A 16,874-nucleotide genomic window follows, 5' to 3' on the forward strand; every position below is an offset into this window, starting at 1 on the left:
AGATTAGATCGAGGAAAGCAGCTCTCTCAGTTCTTTGACAATCACTTGCTGGTAGCCAGTGCCATCTCCATACTGCTCGAGCATTTCGGCACGCGCCACTTTGATTTTGTCTTCATATTCTGGTGCGTTTCGGTCCGGGTTTTGTTGTTTGAATGCCGTCATGACAGCTTGGACATGCTTTGGTCTTGGACCCCATTTGGCAAGAACATGTCCACCCGTGTCCGCGAAGATAACAACAGGGATCGCCCGACCGCCCATAGTAAGAAACTCATCCATGAGATCGAGGTGCTCTTCCATTACCATAATTTCCACTGGCATGTCTGTTTCTTTCAGGGCATGCAAGACGACTGGCAAGTTGCGAACGACGTCGCCACACCAGTCCGCAGCCAAAATCAAGCATCTAAGGTCATCACGATGCTGGAGAGAGGCAAAAAACGCACGGTCTTGTTCATCCTCCCATGAAAATGCATCCGACCAGTTTTGGTATGTATCCTGATTTTTCGTCATGCTTTCCACAAACGCTTGTGGCTTGAGCCCCGTACGGAATTTATGTGCTACATTTGCCCCCATCTTTTCTCCTCCTTTTGTATCGCTCGCCTATTCTTGGTTTTTATGCGCTACTTCGTTTGCTTCCTTTTCTTGATTAGCCAACTCCATCATTTTTTGCAACAAGATGTGCTGCGGCATGTGCATGAGACGCTCCAAGGGTACCTGAAGCGCTTCCGCCAGCTTGACAGCCGTCTCCGGTGATATTTGTAATGGACGCATGTCATTTTTGCTCCTTTCCCTTGCTTTCATCAGTCTCTTCAGTATAATACACAGCCGTTAAACCTGCCAGCAAACAAGCCTGGCACTGGGTAGCCTTGGAACTTTGTAGCATGTTGGCTCTAGTGATCTCCTTCTTTCACATGTACTCCGGCTACATTCTTAATGAAAATTTAAAAAAGAGCCACCGGTAGGCAGCTCCAAAATAGAGTCTGGCAGTGGCTCCCTTCTCACTGCACGCGGAGCGCTATCTCTCGTGAACAGAATATTCCGCACATGGAAAGGACGGACTATGGCTTCTGCCTTGTGAGAATGCACGGTACACCAAAGCCGATCGCACCGGGCCGAGACATCTGTTCCAGATATGCCAATCCTCGCGCGCATTGCTGCTTGCAAATTTGACATGTATGGGACGTTACGATTTTCAGCTGCATTTGATTCGGGTGCTGCCGCGTGTCCTTCTTCTTGATCTTTTTACCCTTGGCCATCCGTTTGCCTCCCTTTGCCCTAGATCACTCCAGTCTATGAAGGAGAACAGCCCCGCTCTTTAGGCAAGCATACAAAATCAAGATATGTACCTGCAAAATGGGCCTTGTCATACGTGTCAATACATAGAAAAAGCCGCGGGAGAATTCTACCCCAGCGACTTACATGTCTTCATTATGGTTTTGGACTTAACAACTGGCGCAGTTCCAGCTCTAGTGTAGGAGCATCTACCATGCCAATTATCTTCTTTCGTACGATCCCATCCGCGTCAATCAAGTAAGTAGTCGGGAATGCCAACACCTTGTAACGGTTCGACACAGTTCCAGCTACGTCCATCGGTATCGGAAATGTCAGCTTGTAGTTGGTGACGAAGGCCATGGCTGCTTCCGGGCTGTCATTGCTCGTAACGTTCACACCATACAGATCAACCTGTCCGCCATATTTTTCATAGACTTTTTGTAAATCAGGTGCCTCCATCTTGCATGGTCCACACCACGAAGCCCAAAAATTCAAGACCAATGGTTTGGCCCTTTTTCCTTCTACCTTGTACGTCTGCTGGTCCAATCCGGTCAGTGTAAAATGAGGAGCCGCAAAGCCAACTTCCGGTTTTTGAACCTCTGCTACGATTGCGGCTGTTTCTTGAGGCTTTTCCCAAACAGCAAGTCCGACCCCCAACAATACGATCACCGCGAGCAACAACTTTTTCATTTTGTCACCTCTGCCCTACTGAGTTAGAATCCCGTAAAGCCTCCGTACATTTGAATGAGAACGCGTGTAATATCCGTCAGTTTATCTGTATACAGAAGAACACCGAACAAAATCATAATGGCTCCTCCGATTTTCATAAACAGGTCGGAATACTTCACAATCGCTTTCACCTTACTGATGAAGAACGTCATGACAAAAAATGGAATGGCGAAACCGAGTGTATACGCCAATGTGTAAGCCAAGGCGCTTGAAGGATTGGATACGCCCATGACGATAATGCCTGAAAGAATAGGTCCCACACAAGGTGTCCATCCAGCCGCATACGTCATTCCCACCAGTATGGACCCAGTATACCCCAATGGCCTCGATTTTAAATCGATTTTAAAAGAACGCATCATCCAATCCATTTTAAACACGCCAAGCATAACCAAACCAATAACAGCAAGCAAAATACCGCCTAGTTGACGAATCAAGTCCTGCTGGTCAGTGAACAAGCTTCCGATCCAAGATGTAGACAACCCCAGCGCAATGAAAATGATCGAAAACCCGACAATGAAGAAAAAGGTATGCAAGAAGGCTTCCTTGCGAAAAACCGCTCTCCCTTTCTTTACTTCATCAATTGTAACCCCAGTTATGTAAGACAAAAAGGACGGATAAAGCGGCAGGCAGCAAGGGGAAATAAACGAGAGAAAACCTGCTGCAAAAGCCAAAAACACAGTAATATCGCCAGTCATATGTACCTCCGGTGGGTATTTTTTCCACTATCTTCTCATTGTATCGAATCTTTTCCCCCTTCAAAAGTAGCAATGACACTTTGTCTTAAATCCGTGACATTTTACTTTAGATAATAGCTCATTCAGATCACCTTCACGAATACTTCCATTGTACACAAAAAAAAGAGGCGGATGTACTCCGCCCCTTCCAGCTATTCTCTTCTTATTGAATAGTAACTTTGCCGCCATCTTGAAGCAGTGTTTGCCCTTTTACCACGATCTTATCGCCGGCAGACAAGCCTGTCAAAATTTCGATCTGATCACTGGAGGATTTGCCTGTAGTGACCTCGACTTGTTTTGCAATGTCACCTTCCAGCTTGAATACATACTGCTTACCATCGCGATCAAAAACGGCACCGCGCGTTACAACGATTGATTTTGCTCCACTTTCCCCAACCGATGGGAAGGTTACGTTCACAACCATATCGGACTTCAGCTCATTGGATGGGTTTGGAATCGTAATCTCCACTGGGTATGCCTTCAGCTGTGTATCCATGACTGGACTCATCGCCGTTACCTTGGCATCAATTGTTTTTCCAGTCGATTGTACGTTTACTTTTACGACCGTTCCTACTTTTACTTTTGTAATATCTGCTTCTGACAGATTTGCTTTTACCAGAAGTGGGTTCGTGTTAACGACAACCACAACCGGTTGCTGACCTGTCATTTGACCAACTGCGCCGTTTACGCTGGAAATATAACCATTGATCGGAGACGTCACAGTCGCGTTCGCCAATTGCTCACGAGCATTTTGCAGACTTACTTGTGCTTGCTGCACAGATGCTTCGGACACTTGCACACTTGTTTTTTGCCCAGCAGATTGCAATGCCTGCTGCGCGTTATCATAAGAAGTCTGTGCCGTTGTCAGTTGGGAGTTTGCCTGTTCCATCTGCTGTGCGGAGATCGCTCCTTGTGAAAAGAGCTGTTGCATCCGCTGCTGGTTTACTTTTGCATCCTGAAGGGCAGTTTCTGCCTGCTTCAGGCTATTTTTTGCTTGAACCAAGCCTTGATCAGAGCTGCTGCCTGCTTGGTTTAAGCTGGCTTTTGATACGTTGTAGGCTGCTTCTGCTTGCTTGACACTGTTCACCAGATCTTTTTCATCGAGCTTAAACAATACTTGACCTTTTGTCACGTATTGGCCCAGTTTCACTGGCAGGGAAGAAATTTTCCCACCCATTTTCGGGGAGACTTGGACTTCCTCACTCGGCGCCAGCTTTGCCGTGAGACCAGAATCTGATACTACTGTGCCCGTAGCAACCGTTTCAACCTGTACAGGGGTTGCCGCTTCCACCGTTTCCGTAGGCGGCGTTTCTGCTTGCGGGCTGGAGCACCCTGCCACTAGCGTGATGGCCAGCAATGCCAAAATGACGGGTTTTTTACTTAGTTTCATGTATGTCCCTCCTCTTCCCACAAACGTCTTACGATTCCAAAGCGGGATTGATTTTCTTTTGTTTCTTTTCAAGCTTCTTTTCCAGTTTCAACTTGCGCTTCAAGCGTCTCTTTTTCCCTGCATCATCAAACCAAGAAGCAACGACAGGAACCAGAACCAGGGTAATCAATGTAGAGAATCCAAGACCGAAAATAACCGTCACGGCCATTGGTGCGTTCGTCTCAGAACCGGCACCGCCAGAGAATGCGAGCGGTCCAATCGCCAGAATGGTGGTGAGTGTCGTCATCAAAATCGGACGAAGACGAATCGGCCCAGCGTGCAGGATCGCATCATACAGCTCCATACCTTTTGCACGCAGTTGGTTCACGTAGTCGATCAATACAATCGCGTTGTTCACGACCAGACCGATCAACAAGATGTACCCGATCAAAACCCCAACGCTGATCGTTGTGCCTGTCGCCAATAGTCCAAGCAGAACGCCTGTAACGGTTGGCGGCACGGAAAACATGATGATAAATGGAGTGTATAACGATTCAAACTGCGCTGCCATTACCATATAAAGCAACACGACTGACAGTACAATCGCGAGAGCAAGGCTACCGAATGATTCCATCATTTCTTCACTTTGCCCGCCAAAATCGACTGTGTAACCATCCGGGAGATTCAGCTTCGCAATTTTCTCTTGCACTTCCCGTGTAACAGAGCTCAGGTCACGCCCTGCCAAATCACTCGTTACTTGAACTTCACGGCTTGAGTCGGCACGGTTAATCGACACTGGCACATCTACCTTACTGATAGTCGCAACCGAGGTGAGTGCGATCTGTGCCCCACCAGGAGCAGAAATTCGCATATTGTTCAAGAAGTTGATATCTTCCTGATACGTTTTCGGCAGCTTCAGGTTGACGTCAATCTCATCATCACCCGTGCGATAGTACGTTACGGTTTGACCTTGGAAGGAAGTGCGAACACTGGAGAGAATTTGTCCTGTCGTCAATCCGTACAGGCTCGCTTTCTCAGCATCGATCTTCACTTCCAGCTCTTGTCTTGATTCTTCCAAGCTGGTTGTTACGTTACTCGTACCAGGTACCTTCTCAATTTCACCTTTAATGATACCACTGATGTCTTTCAGTACGGTCAAGTCATCCCCTCTAACCTTCAGTTGAATGGGGGAACCAGTAGACATACCGGATGGTGCGCTTACCTTAATTTCCGGTCCAGCAATATGCTTCAGTTTTTCCTGGAGATCCATCACAATTTCATTGGAGGAACGAGTTCGCTGCTTGAGGTCTACAAGCATCAGGGTGATCGTTCCTTGATTGGAAGACAAGGTACTAGCGATTGGTGAAACATTGCTACCAACCGAAGTCGCAACAATATCTTTCTCCGGAATAGTGTTGACAATTTCTTCTACTTGTTTCGTTACTTTTTCTGTTTCAGCCAGAACAGTACCATTCGGCATTTTGATGGAGATATTCACCTGACCCTGGTCCATGGCCGGGATAAACTCTGCCCCGATCATCGGCGTTAATGCGAGAGAGCCCACCATCAGGACAACCGAAGAAATCATGACTGTTTTACGATGGCCCAATGACCATTTTAACAATCCTTGGTAGCCTTTTTCTACTTTGCTAAATCCAATGTTGAACCAAGTAACTGGATTAATTCCACGATAGTTCTCATGATGCGTATGCGACGGAATTTTGTTTAAAATTCTCGAACTCAGCATCGGCACGAGCAAAATAGAGAATACAAGCGCTGCAATATGTGAGTAAACAACCGTCAATGCAAGTGGTCCAAACAACTCAGAAGCAATACCTTCCGTGAGGGCAATCGGCAAGAATACGCAAATTTGCGCCAAAGCCGAAGCCATTACTGCCGTACCTACTTCTTTGGAACCATCCAATGCGGCTTCCATCATACCTTTTCCCTGTTCTCGATGACGGAAAACATTCTCGAGCATAACAACCGCAAAGTCAATCAATGATCCCAATCCCAATGTCAAACCAGAAAGGGAGATCAGGTTGATCGTCTGTCCAGACATGTACATCAGCAAGAACGTAGCAACGATCGATACAGGGAGAACGATGACCGCAATTACCATGGATCGCAAGCTGCCCAAGAAGAAGAACAGCAAGATCATACCGATACCGCCACCCAACAGGGCATGTTCAGCGGTCGTGTAAACAGAATCCTTGATGTAAGTGGATGTATCCAGAGTCGTAATGATTTTTACGCCTTCTGGCAGCTCGCTTTTGATTTTCTCCAGCTCAGCTTTTACATCATCTGCTACCTCAATGGTGTTTCCGCCAGAAGCTTTTGTCACTTTAATACCCAAGCTTGGTGTTCCATTGACGTAGCTCAATTGTGTTACATCTTGATGCGTGTCTTTTACTTCGGCAATATCGCTTAGCCTGATGGAGTTTCCTCCAACAGAGATTGGTGTCAGCGCGATTTGTTCGACATCGGCAAACTCACCTTGTACACGGATGTTGAGCTTGGCATCACCCTCGCGTACCGCTCCACCAGAACCTGACAAGTTGCTGCCCTGTAGAGCTTGCTGAACTTGGTCAAGTGACAATCCATATGCCGCCAGTTTGGCTGGGTCGACTGTAACATCGATGATCCGGCTTTGTCCGCCGCTGATGGAAGCAGATGCGACCCCATCAATACGCTCCAGGCGTGATTGGATCATATCCTCTGCCATCTTTTTCAATTTGTTGATATCTTGCTCACCCGTCACCGCAAACTCAATAATCGGTGTACTGTTCGGGTCAATGCGCAGTACGCGTGGCGCTCTAGCTGAGTCAGGCAAAGAGCCACGAACCTGATCTACCTTCTCCCGCATGTCGAGAGTCGCCTGATCAAGGTCTGTCCCCCAGTTAAACATGAGAATAACCTGCGAAGCGCCTTCCATCGATACCGATTGTATATTATCTAAATCGGATACCGTTGCAAGTGCGTCTTCGATCGGCTTCGTTACCAGTTTTTCTACCTCACTCGGAGATCCGCCATCAACAGATGTAACCACGACAGCAACCGGGAAGTTAAGATCCGGCATGAGATCAATCGCCAAGCGAGGCAGTGAGACGAAACCAAAAATCAGCATGGCCAGAGTCAACATGATCATGGTGACCGGGCGTTTAATCGATAGTTCAGAAAGATTCAATCCACTCACCTCTTCTTTATATATCTGCTAATTTTTGTGAGAAATAGTTCGCATAACGAAATGAATAAGATGAAACTCACAGTAACATTTCGTTTAACGAAATATAAAGGGGTGAAACCATTTTTAAACGGTTTGTGAATTTCCCCATTTCACATCTTGCTGTTGGTATACACGCTCTGTCAGTGACACCCACACAACTCGTCGATCTGCTTGGTCTCGGAACCTGCGTACCAGGTTTTCCTGCTCCAACCGGTTAATAAGACCGGAAGTTGTGCTGTATGAAAGACCGACAGTCTTACTTATGTCCCCCATCGTTTTTGGCCCGTTTCCAAGCTGCTCTAGAATCAAGACCTGTTGCCAGGTTACATCACTTGTATCCAGTTCTTGCTCAGAAATCGTGGTAAACAAAACACTGGCTTCTTGCAGGAGTTTTGCCAACTGAATCAGTTCTTTCATAAGAACCTCCCTTGCCATCCTTACTTAACCACTTCACACCCATACTAATCGTTTATTTCCCAAAAATAATTCTACTGAAATGTATATGTAGTGAAGTCTACCCAGGGGTAGATTTCTGACAAGGATTTATCTATCTGGAGATAGACGACAACGCATGCTAGAATGAAGTTAAGTGATTATCCGGCAGAGAAAGAAGGACTTCTCATTGTTGAAGATAATGATGAAAGCCATACAAAAACGTTTACTGATCATGTGGTTTTCCATCTTAATTGTATTAGCTTTGCTTCCTGATTCATTTAAAAGGGAAACTCCGTTGCAATTTTCCCTTACCATTGTACTATTTATTTGTTACCTTGTGGTATTTTGGACTTCCAAGAAAAAATGGAAGCCTTTCCAATTCGAATTAGTGACAGTTGTGCTTGGGATCGTTTCCATACTAAAGTCCCTCATCTTGGGGGGAGAGGGTTTCGGCTTGATGCTCCCACTCGCTGTTTTTATCGGTTTTCACGTTCATGGACGCCGTGCGTTGGCTTATGCTACTTTTTTTGGTACGTGTAGTACGCTTTTTTTATATTTTGAAGAAAACCTGAAATTCACGCACATTATCTCTTATATTCTTACGTATGTGGGGTGCTATATCGGCGCACGTGGCTATCGGATTCAAACAGAAGCATATGAAACCAACCAACAGCACCTGGAGCAGCTGCAAAAAGCTCATACAGAGTTGCAAGAGGCACACTTACAACTTCAAGAAGCGGCGCTCCATTCCCTTCAAGTAGCGGTTCTTGAGGAACGAACGAGAATTGCCCGTGATATCCACGATGCATTGGGTCACAGTTTGACTTCACTCATTGTCCAGCTGCATGCCCTGAAGTATATGTTGCAGGATGGACCTGACAACGCCCAAGAAGCCGTGCGCAACATGCTCGGTGTTGCCAAGCAAAGTCTGGAGGATATTCGCACGTCTGTCCATACTCTGGCTTTGGATAAAACCTCCTTGGGGCTTACGCCTCTGCGAGCACTATTGTCTCAGGCTCAAAAGCATACAGGAATAAAGATGGAGCTAATATGCTCCGATCTGGACGTCCCGCTCTCTCAGGAAATGACGATAACGTTTTATCGAATTTTGCAAGAAGCGATTACCAATTCCCTACGTCATTCTGATGCAAAAGAAATTCTCGTCATCATCGAACAAAAGAAGGACATCCTTTTGTTGTCCATCCGAGACGATGGAAGCATCACGAGTGACCAAAAAATCAAACCTGGCTTTGGCCTAACTGGCATATCTGAACGGATTCAATTATTAAACGGAACTCTCGCGTATCGCATTCGAGAGCCCCACGGATTCCAACTCGATTTCAGCTTTCCGATTCGCCAGACTGAACCTGAAAGGAGCATGCGAACATGACCGGTAAACAAAAAGAAGGAGCCATTCGCGTGGTCCTAGTAGATGACCAAACCATGATTCGCCAAGGGTTAGGTTATGTCATTCAAATGCAATCTGATATGGAAGTAATTGGGGAAGCTTCTGATGGCGTAGAAGCTGTCGAACTGATTGGCGCCCTTGCACCCGACGTCGTTTTGATGGATGTTCAAATGCCCAACAAGTCGGGTATTGAGGCCACAAGAGAAATCATGCAGCAGCATCCTCGCACGAAGGTATTGATTCTTACCACTTTTGACAATCACAATTATGTGGTGGAAGGAATTCGTGCTGGAGCCGTTGGCTATATGCTAAAGGATGCTGACTCTCAGGAAATGCTTGATCTAATACGCAGAGCACACCAGGGAGAAGCCCTCTTCCATACCGTTACCGCTGCAAAAGCCCTTGCCGAAGCTCTGCAAGGTCAACGTGAGACACCTGATTCGACTACCACCTCCCCATCAGTCTTGCTAGATGAGCTCACGGATCGAGAGCTGGATGTACTTCAACAGATCGCAGACGGCTATCGAAATGATCAGATTGCGCAAAACTTGTTCATATCCGAAGGCACTGTAAAAACGCACGTGCATCGGATCTTGCAAAAAATGGGCGTCGAGGATCGTACCCAGGCAGTGGCAAAAGCTCTGCGGCACAAAATCGTGAAATAAATCAGACAGTTTTAGGCAGGAGGATTAAGTGGAATCAAGTTTCCATCCTCCTGCTTTATGCTGATGAAAACCTCTTCGCCCAGCTGTGCGCTGGACATCGCTTCAAATACGGCAGCAGCCGCTTTCTTCGCATCGATCACCCGGCAAATCACTGCCAACGTCCTCTCACTGTCTTCCCCACCGTCGCTGTGACCGTTTCCTGTCTTTCCCAAGCATTCGTCCAACAGCTGTTCAATCAAATAGCGCAGTTCAATCTCTGATTCACACAAATGGGGAAAGCGAATGATCATTGGGTGGAAATCGTTCTCTTTCATAACTTGATATCCTTGTTCTTTCATCTCTTCTGCCCAGCTCTGAAAAACCTCATCAGGCCTTCCCTCGATCTGCTCCGCTACTACAGCAAAATAGTCGCCAATTTCCCCTACATTTCCGTAATGAACGGTATAAAGGTGCTCTGATTCCTCATACCAAACCTCCCAGTAGCTCCACCTCGTTTCGTTTTTTTTCAGCATCCGAATCACCGTTGTTCAACTCCGTTCAAATTGTAACCGTTTTGTAAATTATTCCACTGATCGACAGACCTTGACAACAGCTTACAAAAAGATTGATTCGAAAGACTTGCAACTTTTTCGAGAATAGGACTATTCACTCATTCGAACATAAAAAAAGACGGATATTCGATCCGTCTACAGTCACATTCCCTATTGTATTTTTTAGGAAATGGAAAGAGGTAAACGAATCTCAAAGCGGGCTCCTTTCAGTTTCGGAGAGTTTTCCGCATAGAGTTCGCCACCGTGATCCGCGATGATGCGTTGTGTCGTAGACAAACCCAACCCCGTTCCTTCTTGTTTGGTCGTATAAAAAGGAACGAACAAATTTTGCAGGCAAGAATCTGACAGACCAGGTCCGTTGTCTTCCACAACAATGATTACTTGATTGAGAGATGAGTATACTTTCACATGAACGAGGTTGCCTTGGGTCATCAATGCTTCAAGCGCATTTTTCAAGATGTTCAGGATGGCTTGCTTGATTCGTGAACGATGACCAAACACATGCCACTCGCCTTGTGCAATGTCCAGCTCCAGCTTGATTCCTCTTCGATTTGCTTCTGGCTCCAGTAAACGAATGACGCCATATAATTCGTCCATCACTAAGAAACGTTCCGATACGATTTTATCATCCCTGTACCGGGCCAAAACAAGGACATCGTTCAATAGCCCATCAATGCGTTCAATTTCCGTTAAGATAACAGAAAAATAAGATTCACTGCGATTTGCTTCTCCTTGCTCCCTCAACAACTGGATGAAGCCCTTGATGGCTGTCAGTGGATTGCGAATCTCATGTGCCATCCCAGCAGCAAGTTGTCCAACTGCTGCCAGCGCTTCACGCTTGCTCAATTCTTCTTCGTACTTTTTGCTTTCCGTAACATTCCGAAGAACGGCGATTGCTCCCCACATCTCTGTGCCGTAATAAATGGGACTCGTACTCACTGTCGTCCATTTGCCTCTGTATTCCGCAACATAATGGCCAGACTGCCCGCGTTCAATCACCCACTGGACAAAACGCTCGCTTACATGAGGACGAAGGGCATGATCAATGTTTTGACCAATGAGTTGATCCCGATCTACGCCAAATAAATGACAGACAGCGTAATTCGCTTCAATGACCCTGAACTGGCGGTCGATCATCAAGACGGCAATGTCACTGGACTGCAAAACCAATTGGACAAGCTCCTGTTCAGCGAGCATTGTAACATCTTCTCCTTTAGCCGAACTTGTAAGAGAAGATGCTGTTTTCTCAACCGGAAATTGATGTGAGTTTTTGTTGAAGACATCGTCCATTTGATGCAAAATATAGTCCATCGATTGATAGAGACGAATCTGTGCCTGTAAAAGCTCTACTCGCTCCATATCCGTCGAGGCAAGAGAAAATGCGTTGTTATTCATTTCTTCAATAATAACGTCTCGACACTTGCGCAGAAATTGCTGCATATACGTAAGGTTCATTCCGACCAACGAAAATTTGTACGCAATTTCACTCCATTCTCGCTCGAATGCATACGTGTCGACTACTTTTACTACTTCAATCCATTTCGTGATTTGTTGAACAAACAAAGCCTCTGTATTTTCGCGGTCTTCTAGAAGCAAAGCAGAGTAATGATGATCTGAAAGAAAGGAAAACGTCTTGGCCACCGCCGCAGGGACCAAATGAGTAAGATACTTACTTATTCGATTTTTCAAAACACTCTGGCTCCTTTTCTCCGTGCTTCATTGAGGCTATTTTTCCAAGTATGTATAGGCTCTATTATGGACGTAAATGAGACAAGATGTAAAGCGGCTTGATGATATCCTGGTGCAGGGAATGACACCATCCAATCAGGTTCTCTTCTTATCCTTACAGACAAACAATCTCGGCTAGCATCCTATGATCACGCGCTTTTTATCTCCTTTTTCGGACACCCTCACCTCCTGAACGTGTTTGACTGAAACCGCTTTCCCAACATTTTCTATCATATCACGATCGAGCATAAAAAGGTCAAGGATGTTTATTATTCAACCATCCAAAAAGCATTTGCCCCCGTAGAGACAAATGCTTTCACTTTATGAATGGGCTTTGACAGCGTAGTTGCGCAAATCCGATTTAACCGGACTATTAGGGTTGGTTCCTGTATGCGCGCGCTTGAAAGCCTCGCTTTCTGTCCAATTTTTAAACGATTCTTCATCTGTCCATTTCGTAAAGACGATGTATTCGTCACCTTCCGTAGGTGCCAGGAAAAGGAACTCCAAAAAACCAGGAACCTCCTTCATCCGTTCTCCTCCATTACCAAATGCACGTTCCAAATGGGATTGGTAGTCTGCTGGTACAGTCAGTCTGTTCATGGATACATACATGATGGTCACACGTCCTTTTCATTGGGTTTATCTACCATCTCCCATTATACTACTACTTTGCCGAAAAACCTAAAAACCGCAAACGCTATTCGCGCCTGCGGTTAATTTGTTGCTCGAGCATGATATCCATCAAAAGTGTATCCTGCAACGGATCTTTCGGGTCTACCGTCAGCAGGGCAGCGACAGCAGCCATCGCACATCGAACGGATTGGTAGGAATAAAAGGCATCTCGCTCCGATTCGCTGAACAAAGATATATCCGATCGCTCTTGAGGCGGGTAAGGGAAGTCTGTCTCGACACCAGCACGATCCAGAACTATGAGTGCCTGTTTAATCGCAATCAATGCCGCGCTGACACTAATGCCGTATTCTTGGCGTAGATCTTCCCACACCTGAAAAGCTGATTTTTCTACCCTTTCCTGATTAGGGCGCGTAATGATTCCTGTTTTGCGCCCTTCTTTCAATAACCAATCCACAAAAATATCGTTACGTGGAGGAAAAGCGTATACTTGCAGCTTCATTTCCAATTCTGTCGGGTTATCCTTGGCAAAACGCGCGTGAGCCAACGACATTTCGTAACGCCGAGATGGATGCCCAGGAACCGTGACAAAGACTGTATCTTGTCGCACGGCTGCGATTTGCAGCTTGGTTCGCGCTGGTATCCTCCCTTGAGGCGCCTTTTCCCTGCGAATATTACCAGGAACCAATTCTACTCCGAATTGATGGTACTCCAGCGGTGAATCTATCCAGGGAATGGGCTCTCTCGTCTGTATTTCGTATAGTCCGTTAAACGTCACCCATTCGCCCGGGCGGCGCTGGCTGCGAACCAAAACAGCATGAATTTCCTTCTCTGGTGGCAATTCCGTATCTTGATCCTCCTGTGGAGGATGCATTCGCTTGTGTTCGATAAGAATACAGTCGGTCATGAGCAATCGCTCGAGCAATTCCCGCTTGCTCACCCATTCATATCCGATGCGGTAAATCCGATTTTTCATCGGCTTCACCTCCTTTTGTTGGCCATTATTGCATCACTGGTTTGTTTCTATTACCCTACCATATGTAATCGTCGCCTTGTCCGTGCTAACGGGATCGTACAATCCGCTGAAGCGCTTGCGATGCTTCTTCAGGTGATTCGGCCTGGCTGATCGCACTGATAATCGCGACCCCATCCGCTCCAACAGCAAGCACTTCAGCAGCATTTTCCAGTGTAATGCCACCAATCCCGACGATAGGCAAATCATTCCCGACTGCCTTACGGATCTCCGCTAGCCCCGCTGGTCCGATAGGCTCTCCAGCATCTGCCTTGGAACGTGTCGCGAACATCGCCCCTACACCGATACAATCGACGCCACCGTTTTGGGCAGCGAGCGCCTCATCGACCGTACCTGCAGAAACACCGATGTACATCTCGGAACCAACTTTGGCTCTTACATCTGCCAACGCCATGTCATCTTGCCCGACATGGACGCCATCTGCCTGCAAGCGAATCGCCAGATCCACATCGTCATTCACAAAAAATAAAGTGTCATGGTCACGACATAGCTGTTGCAGCTGTCTGCCCAGCTCATATTGTTCCCGAGCAGTCAGCTTGCTTCCTTTATCACGTAGCTGAAGCGTGCCCACTCCTCCGCGTAATGCTGCTTCCACAATTTGCACGGTCTTTTCGCTGGAATACCCGCAATCCTGCGTACCAACGACAAAGTAGACACCCATCTTTTCCCGAAGTCTTTGTATATTTCGCATGCTTTATTTTCCCTCCCAACGATCCAATGCCTCTCGATAAGCGCTGGCTGCTGACTTGGCATCAGTTGCATCGGTGATCCCCGATAAGACAGCAATGCCCGCACAACCTGCTTCCAAAACTTGCGCAGTCCGATCCGGAGTAACTCCGCCGAGTCCGATAATCGGCACTTGCCATTTTGCCGTCAATTGCGCGAGTTCAATTGTCCCTCTTGGTGCAAGACCAGGCTTCGAACCACTCGCAAAAATATGCCCGTAGAGCAAATAATCGACTTTTGCGGCAATGGCTTGCTGTGCTTCCTCCACGGAATGGACGGAACGCCCTATTTTTTGACCAGTCTTCAGCACCATTCTCGCCTCCATAGGAGACAGACTATGGTATGCCAGGTGAGCACCAGCACAACCCGACGCAGCTGCCACGTCCACCCGATCATTCACGATCAAGGACGAAAGGGGGATGACATTCGCCAATGCCTTTACCCAGTCCATGCATTCCTTTGCGGTACGCTGTTTTTCCCGTATGTGTAAAAAGTTCATACCACCTGCAAAAGCAGCTTCTGCCATTCGCAATACATCATCAAGCGAATGCCGACCGCTCGTAATCACATGCAGCTCACGAGTGCTTGACATCAGGTTGGACACCGCCCCCAGCGAGTGCTGTCACACATTCCTGCAGCCATTGAGTCGTTCGGTCTTCTTTGTCCGTCGGCGACTGAGCCAACAGCTCAATCACGAGCCGACGCAAGAAAAAAGCTTGTTGCACGGTAAGTGGAAAAGTAATATTTTTCGGCTTGGTTTCCTGTTTCTCCAATGTCTCTACACCCGCCAACAAAATATCACCGATGGACTCCACGAGTTCGCGAACCTGCTCATTTTGCTTCAATTCGTCATAGCAGCCATCATATAGTCTACACAAAAGTAAAAACGCCTGTGACGACAAGGTCACCGGCTGTACATTCTGCATCGGTTCCGTCATACGTTTCCCTCCACTCGCTAGAAAAACAAAATCTATTATATCACATCATGACCTGTATCCATTAAGAAAACCGCTGATTGCTCAGCGGTCTTTTGCAGTTCCTTCATTTCGATCATTATGGTTCGATTGTCGCAAATTTGTGTTGCGATCATTTTCATCCAGCGTTTTACCACGATTTTTCCCGAGGTCTTTGCTGTTGTTGTTCTTTCCCAATTGATTCACCTCCTAGGTCATTCATAGGATAGCGTAACCAATTCGGGTCACTTTATTAGCTGGTTGGGAGTAGTCTCTTTCGTTTGTAGATCGCGTAGCCGATGGCGAACGGTACACGCCACCCGAGCAAAAACGCCAGGGTAATGAAATAAGTCACACCTGCAAAAATAAGCGTAGTCGGTACACCAGTCCACCAAGAGCGAATCAGCAAGCCAATCGGTGCTGCTAGCGTCCACGTAAGCAGCGCCGACAATAATTGTCGACCCGCAGATTCATACGTTCGCTGTCCGTAGCTCTTGAAAAGCAGAATCGCGATGATCCATCCCACGAGGAAAGGTGCTAATGTTTCGATAATCCCCATGACCGTGACAGGGTAGTTATGAATGATTTTTCCGTAATAAACAAAAAACACAAAGGCGATCAGATCCCCGAGCAACAATAAATAGCCCGGTGTCGACAAACGCAGTCTCATGTATACCCTCTTTTCCGGGTCTTGTCAGAGTAAACCCTCTTGGTTCACCCCTATTGTACACATGCTCTGAACGCCCTTCAATCAATCCAAGCCTTTATTCACCAAACAGCAACAATTGCAGCTTTTGCTTGGCTTCTGGCCATTCACGATCGAGTATGCTGAAGTATACCGAGTCGCGAATGTATCCGTCTGGCATCACCATATGATTGCGCAGGACTCCTTCTCTAATGCCACCGATTCGAGCGATGGCACGTTGCGAATTCAAATTTCGCGAATCTGTCTTGAGCTGTACGCGAATACACCCTAGCTGTTCGAAGCAGTGGTGCAGGAGAAGCCATTTACATTCCGTATTGACGCCCGTTTTCCAGACGGATGGGGTCAGCCATGTAAACCCGATTTCCAATCCGCGATCCTTTTTCGCTATTCCTAAAAATCTCGTGCTCCCGATAACCTGCTCATCTGTTTGGCGAATAATAACGAATGGCAATTCCACTTGGGCTTGTTCATTTTTTAAAGCCTGCAGGATAAAAGCCTGAGCATCTTCTCTTGTTCGAATGGTAACGGACATATACGGCCAAATCTCTTCATAGGCGCCTGCTTTCCAGATACTGTCCACATGGGCCATTCTAAGCGGCTCCAATCGGACCAGCTTGCCTTCCAAGATTACAGGTTCAATATTTAACATGTCTGTCTCTCCTCTACTGTTCTGCTTCATCTATCAAGCAGAACAGCTTCCCGAAATTTTTCC

Annotated in this window: 20 protein-coding genes; 2 read left to right on the forward strand and 18 right to left on the reverse strand. The window is 46.7% G+C overall.

Annotated elements, in window-relative coordinates; all coding sequences use genetic code 11:
* Positions 1–3: 3 nt before the first annotated feature.
* The 8 genes from C7R94_RS10040 to C7R94_RS10075 all read right to left on the reverse strand — a co-directional run bounded on the left by C7R94_RS10040 (position 4) and on the right by C7R94_RS10075 (position 7,744).
* Entirely contained in the window at positions 4–570 is a 567-nt protein-coding gene (locus C7R94_RS10040) for a thioredoxin family protein (protein ID WP_106780581.1), read from the reverse strand.
* A 27-nt stretch (positions 571–597) separates the two neighbouring features.
* Positions 598–768, reverse strand: coding sequence for a YycC family protein (locus tag C7R94_RS10045; RefSeq protein ID WP_106780583.1), 171 nt, complete (start codon positions 766–768; stop codon positions 598–600).
* Positions 769–1,055: 287 nt separating this feature from the next.
* Positions 1,056–1,253 (reverse strand): hypothetical protein, encoded by a 198-nt coding sequence (locus tag C7R94_RS10050; protein WP_106780586.1) that lies wholly within the window; start codon positions 1,251–1,253, stop codon positions 1,056–1,058.
* Positions 1,254–1,425: 172 nt separating this feature from the next.
* Positions 1,426–1,959 (reverse strand): TlpA family protein disulfide reductase, encoded by a 534-nt coding sequence (locus C7R94_RS10055; protein ID WP_047067490.1) that lies wholly within the window; start codon positions 1,957–1,959, stop codon positions 1,426–1,428.
* 23 nt (positions 1,960–1,982) lie between these two features.
* Entirely contained in the window at positions 1,983–2,693 is a 711-nt protein-coding gene (locus C7R94_RS10060) for a cytochrome c biogenesis CcdA family protein (protein WP_047067492.1), read from the reverse strand.
* Between the two features lie 202 nt (positions 2,694–2,895).
* Positions 2,896–4,122, reverse strand: coding sequence for an efflux RND transporter periplasmic adaptor subunit (locus tag C7R94_RS10065; protein ID WP_106780588.1), 1,227 nt, complete (start codon positions 4,120–4,122; stop codon positions 2,896–2,898).
* 28 nt (positions 4,123–4,150) lie between these two features.
* Complete coding sequence (locus tag C7R94_RS10070; RefSeq protein WP_106780591.1) at positions 4,151–7,288, reverse strand: efflux RND transporter permease subunit; 3,138 nt, start codon at positions 7,286–7,288, stop codon at positions 4,151–4,153.
* 123 nt (positions 7,289–7,411) lie between these two features.
* On the reverse strand, positions 7,412–7,744 hold the full coding sequence (locus C7R94_RS10075; protein ID WP_233220516.1) for a MarR family winged helix-turn-helix transcriptional regulator: 333 nt from the start codon (positions 7,742–7,744) through the stop codon (positions 7,412–7,414).
* Between the two features lie 172 nt (positions 7,745–7,916).
* Between C7R94_RS10075 and C7R94_RS10080 the strand changes: the two genes are divergently transcribed.
* Both C7R94_RS10080 and C7R94_RS10085 read left to right on the forward strand, forming a co-directional pair.
* Entirely contained in the window at positions 7,917–9,152 is a 1,236-nt protein-coding gene (locus C7R94_RS10080) for a sensor histidine kinase (RefSeq protein WP_106780595.1), read from the forward strand.
* The gene (locus tag C7R94_RS10085) at positions 9,149–9,835 is read left to right on the forward strand and encodes a response regulator (protein ID WP_047067501.1); all 687 of its coding nucleotides are present in this window, start codon (positions 9,149–9,151) and stop codon (positions 9,833–9,835) included. Before C7R94_RS10080 ends, C7R94_RS10085 begins: the two co-directional genes overlap by 4 nt.
* A gap of 11 nt (positions 9,836–9,846) precedes the next feature.
* Here the strand turns inward: C7R94_RS10085 and C7R94_RS10090 are convergent, their stop codons facing one another.
* From C7R94_RS10090 to C7R94_RS10130, 10 genes are all read right to left on the reverse strand, one after another.
* Positions 9,847–10,356: a hypothetical protein gene (locus tag C7R94_RS10090; protein WP_106780598.1), complete on the reverse strand. Its 510-nt coding sequence runs from the start codon at positions 10,354–10,356 to the stop codon at positions 9,847–9,849.
* A 192-nt stretch (positions 10,357–10,548) separates the two neighbouring features.
* Complete coding sequence (locus tag C7R94_RS10095; RefSeq protein WP_106780601.1) at positions 10,549–12,075, reverse strand: two-component system sensor histidine kinase NtrB; 1,527 nt, start codon at positions 12,073–12,075, stop codon at positions 10,549–10,551.
* Between the two features lie 360 nt (positions 12,076–12,435).
* A complete protein-coding gene (locus C7R94_RS10100; RefSeq protein WP_047067507.1) occupies positions 12,436–12,726 on the reverse strand; it encodes an antibiotic biosynthesis monooxygenase family protein in 291 nt (96 codons plus the stop codon).
* Positions 12,727–12,811: 85 nt separating this feature from the next.
* A complete protein-coding gene (locus tag C7R94_RS10105; RefSeq protein WP_106780603.1) occupies positions 12,812–13,720 on the reverse strand; it encodes a hypothetical protein in 909 nt (302 codons plus the stop codon).
* A gap of 85 nt (positions 13,721–13,805) precedes the next feature.
* Positions 13,806–14,468, reverse strand: a complete 663-nt coding sequence (gene thiE / locus C7R94_RS10110; protein ID WP_106780605.1) for a thiamine phosphate synthase — start codon at positions 14,466–14,468, stop codon at positions 13,806–13,808.
* 3 nt (positions 14,469–14,471) lie between these two features.
* Complete coding sequence (locus C7R94_RS10115) at positions 14,472–15,095, reverse strand: thiamine phosphate synthase (RefSeq protein WP_106780607.1); 624 nt, start codon at positions 15,093–15,095, stop codon at positions 14,472–14,474.
* Positions 15,079–15,441, reverse strand: a complete 363-nt coding sequence (locus tag C7R94_RS10120; protein WP_047067516.1) for a hypothetical protein — start codon at positions 15,439–15,441, stop codon at positions 15,079–15,081. Before C7R94_RS10120 ends, C7R94_RS10115 begins: the two co-directional genes overlap by 17 nt.
* Before the next feature lie 81 nt (positions 15,442–15,522).
* Entirely contained in the window at positions 15,523–15,654 is a 132-nt protein-coding gene (locus tag C7R94_RS30820) for a hypothetical protein (RefSeq protein WP_255413062.1), read from the reverse strand.
* Positions 15,655–15,709: 55 nt separating this feature from the next.
* On the reverse strand, positions 15,710–16,126 hold the full coding sequence (locus tag C7R94_RS10125) for a DUF3054 domain-containing protein (RefSeq protein ID WP_106780610.1): 417 nt from the start codon (positions 16,124–16,126) through the stop codon (positions 15,710–15,712).
* Positions 16,127–16,220: 94 nt separating this feature from the next.
* Positions 16,221–16,811 carry a GNAT family N-acetyltransferase gene (locus C7R94_RS10130; protein WP_106780612.1) on the reverse strand — a complete coding sequence of 197 codons (591 nt, stop codon included), beginning with the start codon at positions 16,809–16,811 and terminating at the stop codon, positions 16,221–16,223.
* Positions 16,812–16,874: the final 63 nt, after the last annotated feature.

This window comes from Brevibacillus sp. NRRL NRS-603, from assembly GCF_003013445.1.
Taxonomy (GTDB): domain Bacteria; phylum Bacillota; class Bacilli; order Brevibacillales; family Brevibacillaceae; genus Brevibacillus; species Brevibacillus formosus.

Bases quoted from the DNA above. Each gene is read 5' to 3' on its own strand.
- C7R94_RS10040 (WP_106780581.1), bottom strand. From the start codon at position 570: ATGGGGGCAAATGTAGCACATAAATTCCGTACGGGGCTCAAGCCACAA.
- C7R94_RS10045 (WP_106780583.1), bottom strand. From the start codon at position 768: ATGCGTCCATTACAAATATCACCGGAGACGGCTGTCAAGCTGGCGGAA.
- C7R94_RS10050 (WP_106780586.1), bottom strand. From the start codon at position 1,253: ATGGCCAAGGGTAAAAAGATCAAGAAGAAGGACACGCGGCAGCACCCG.
- C7R94_RS10055 (WP_047067490.1), bottom strand. From the start codon at position 1,959: ATGAAAAAGTTGTTGCTCGCGGTGATCGTATTGTTGGGGGTCGGACTT.
- C7R94_RS10060 (WP_047067492.1), bottom strand. From the start codon at position 2,693: ATGACTGGCGATATTACTGTGTTTTTGGCTTTTGCAGCAGGTTTTCTC.
- C7R94_RS10065 (WP_106780588.1), bottom strand. From the start codon at position 4,122: ATGAAACTAAGTAAAAAACCCGTCATTTTGGCATTGCTGGCCATCACG.
- C7R94_RS10075 (WP_233220516.1), bottom strand. From the start codon at position 7,744: ATGAAAGAACTGATTCAGTTGGCAAAACTCCTGCAAGAAGCCAGTGTT.
- C7R94_RS10085 (WP_047067501.1), top strand. From the start codon at position 9,149: ATGACCGGTAAACAAAAAGAAGGAGCCATTCGCGTGGTCCTAGTAGAT.
- C7R94_RS10100 (WP_047067507.1), bottom strand. From the start codon at position 12,726: ATGTATGTATCCATGAACAGACTGACTGTACCAGCAGACTACCAATCC.
- C7R94_RS10105 (WP_106780603.1), bottom strand. From the start codon at position 13,720: ATGAAAAATCGGATTTACCGCATCGGATATGAATGGGTGAGCAAGCGG.
- thiE (WP_106780605.1), bottom strand. From the start codon at position 14,468: ATGCGAAATATACAAAGACTTCGGGAAAAGATGGGTGTCTACTTTGTC.
- C7R94_RS10115 (WP_106780607.1), bottom strand. From the start codon at position 15,095: ATGTCAAGCACTCGTGAGCTGCATGTGATTACGAGCGGTCGGCATTCG.
- C7R94_RS10120 (WP_047067516.1), bottom strand. From the start codon at position 15,441: ATGACGGAACCGATGCAGAATGTACAGCCGGTGACCTTGTCGTCACAG.
- C7R94_RS10125 (WP_106780610.1), bottom strand. From the start codon at position 16,126: ATGAGACTGCGTTTGTCGACACCGGGCTATTTATTGTTGCTCGGGGAT.
- C7R94_RS10130 (WP_106780612.1), bottom strand. From the start codon at position 16,811: ATGTTAAATATTGAACCTGTAATCTTGGAAGGCAAGCTGGTCCGATTG.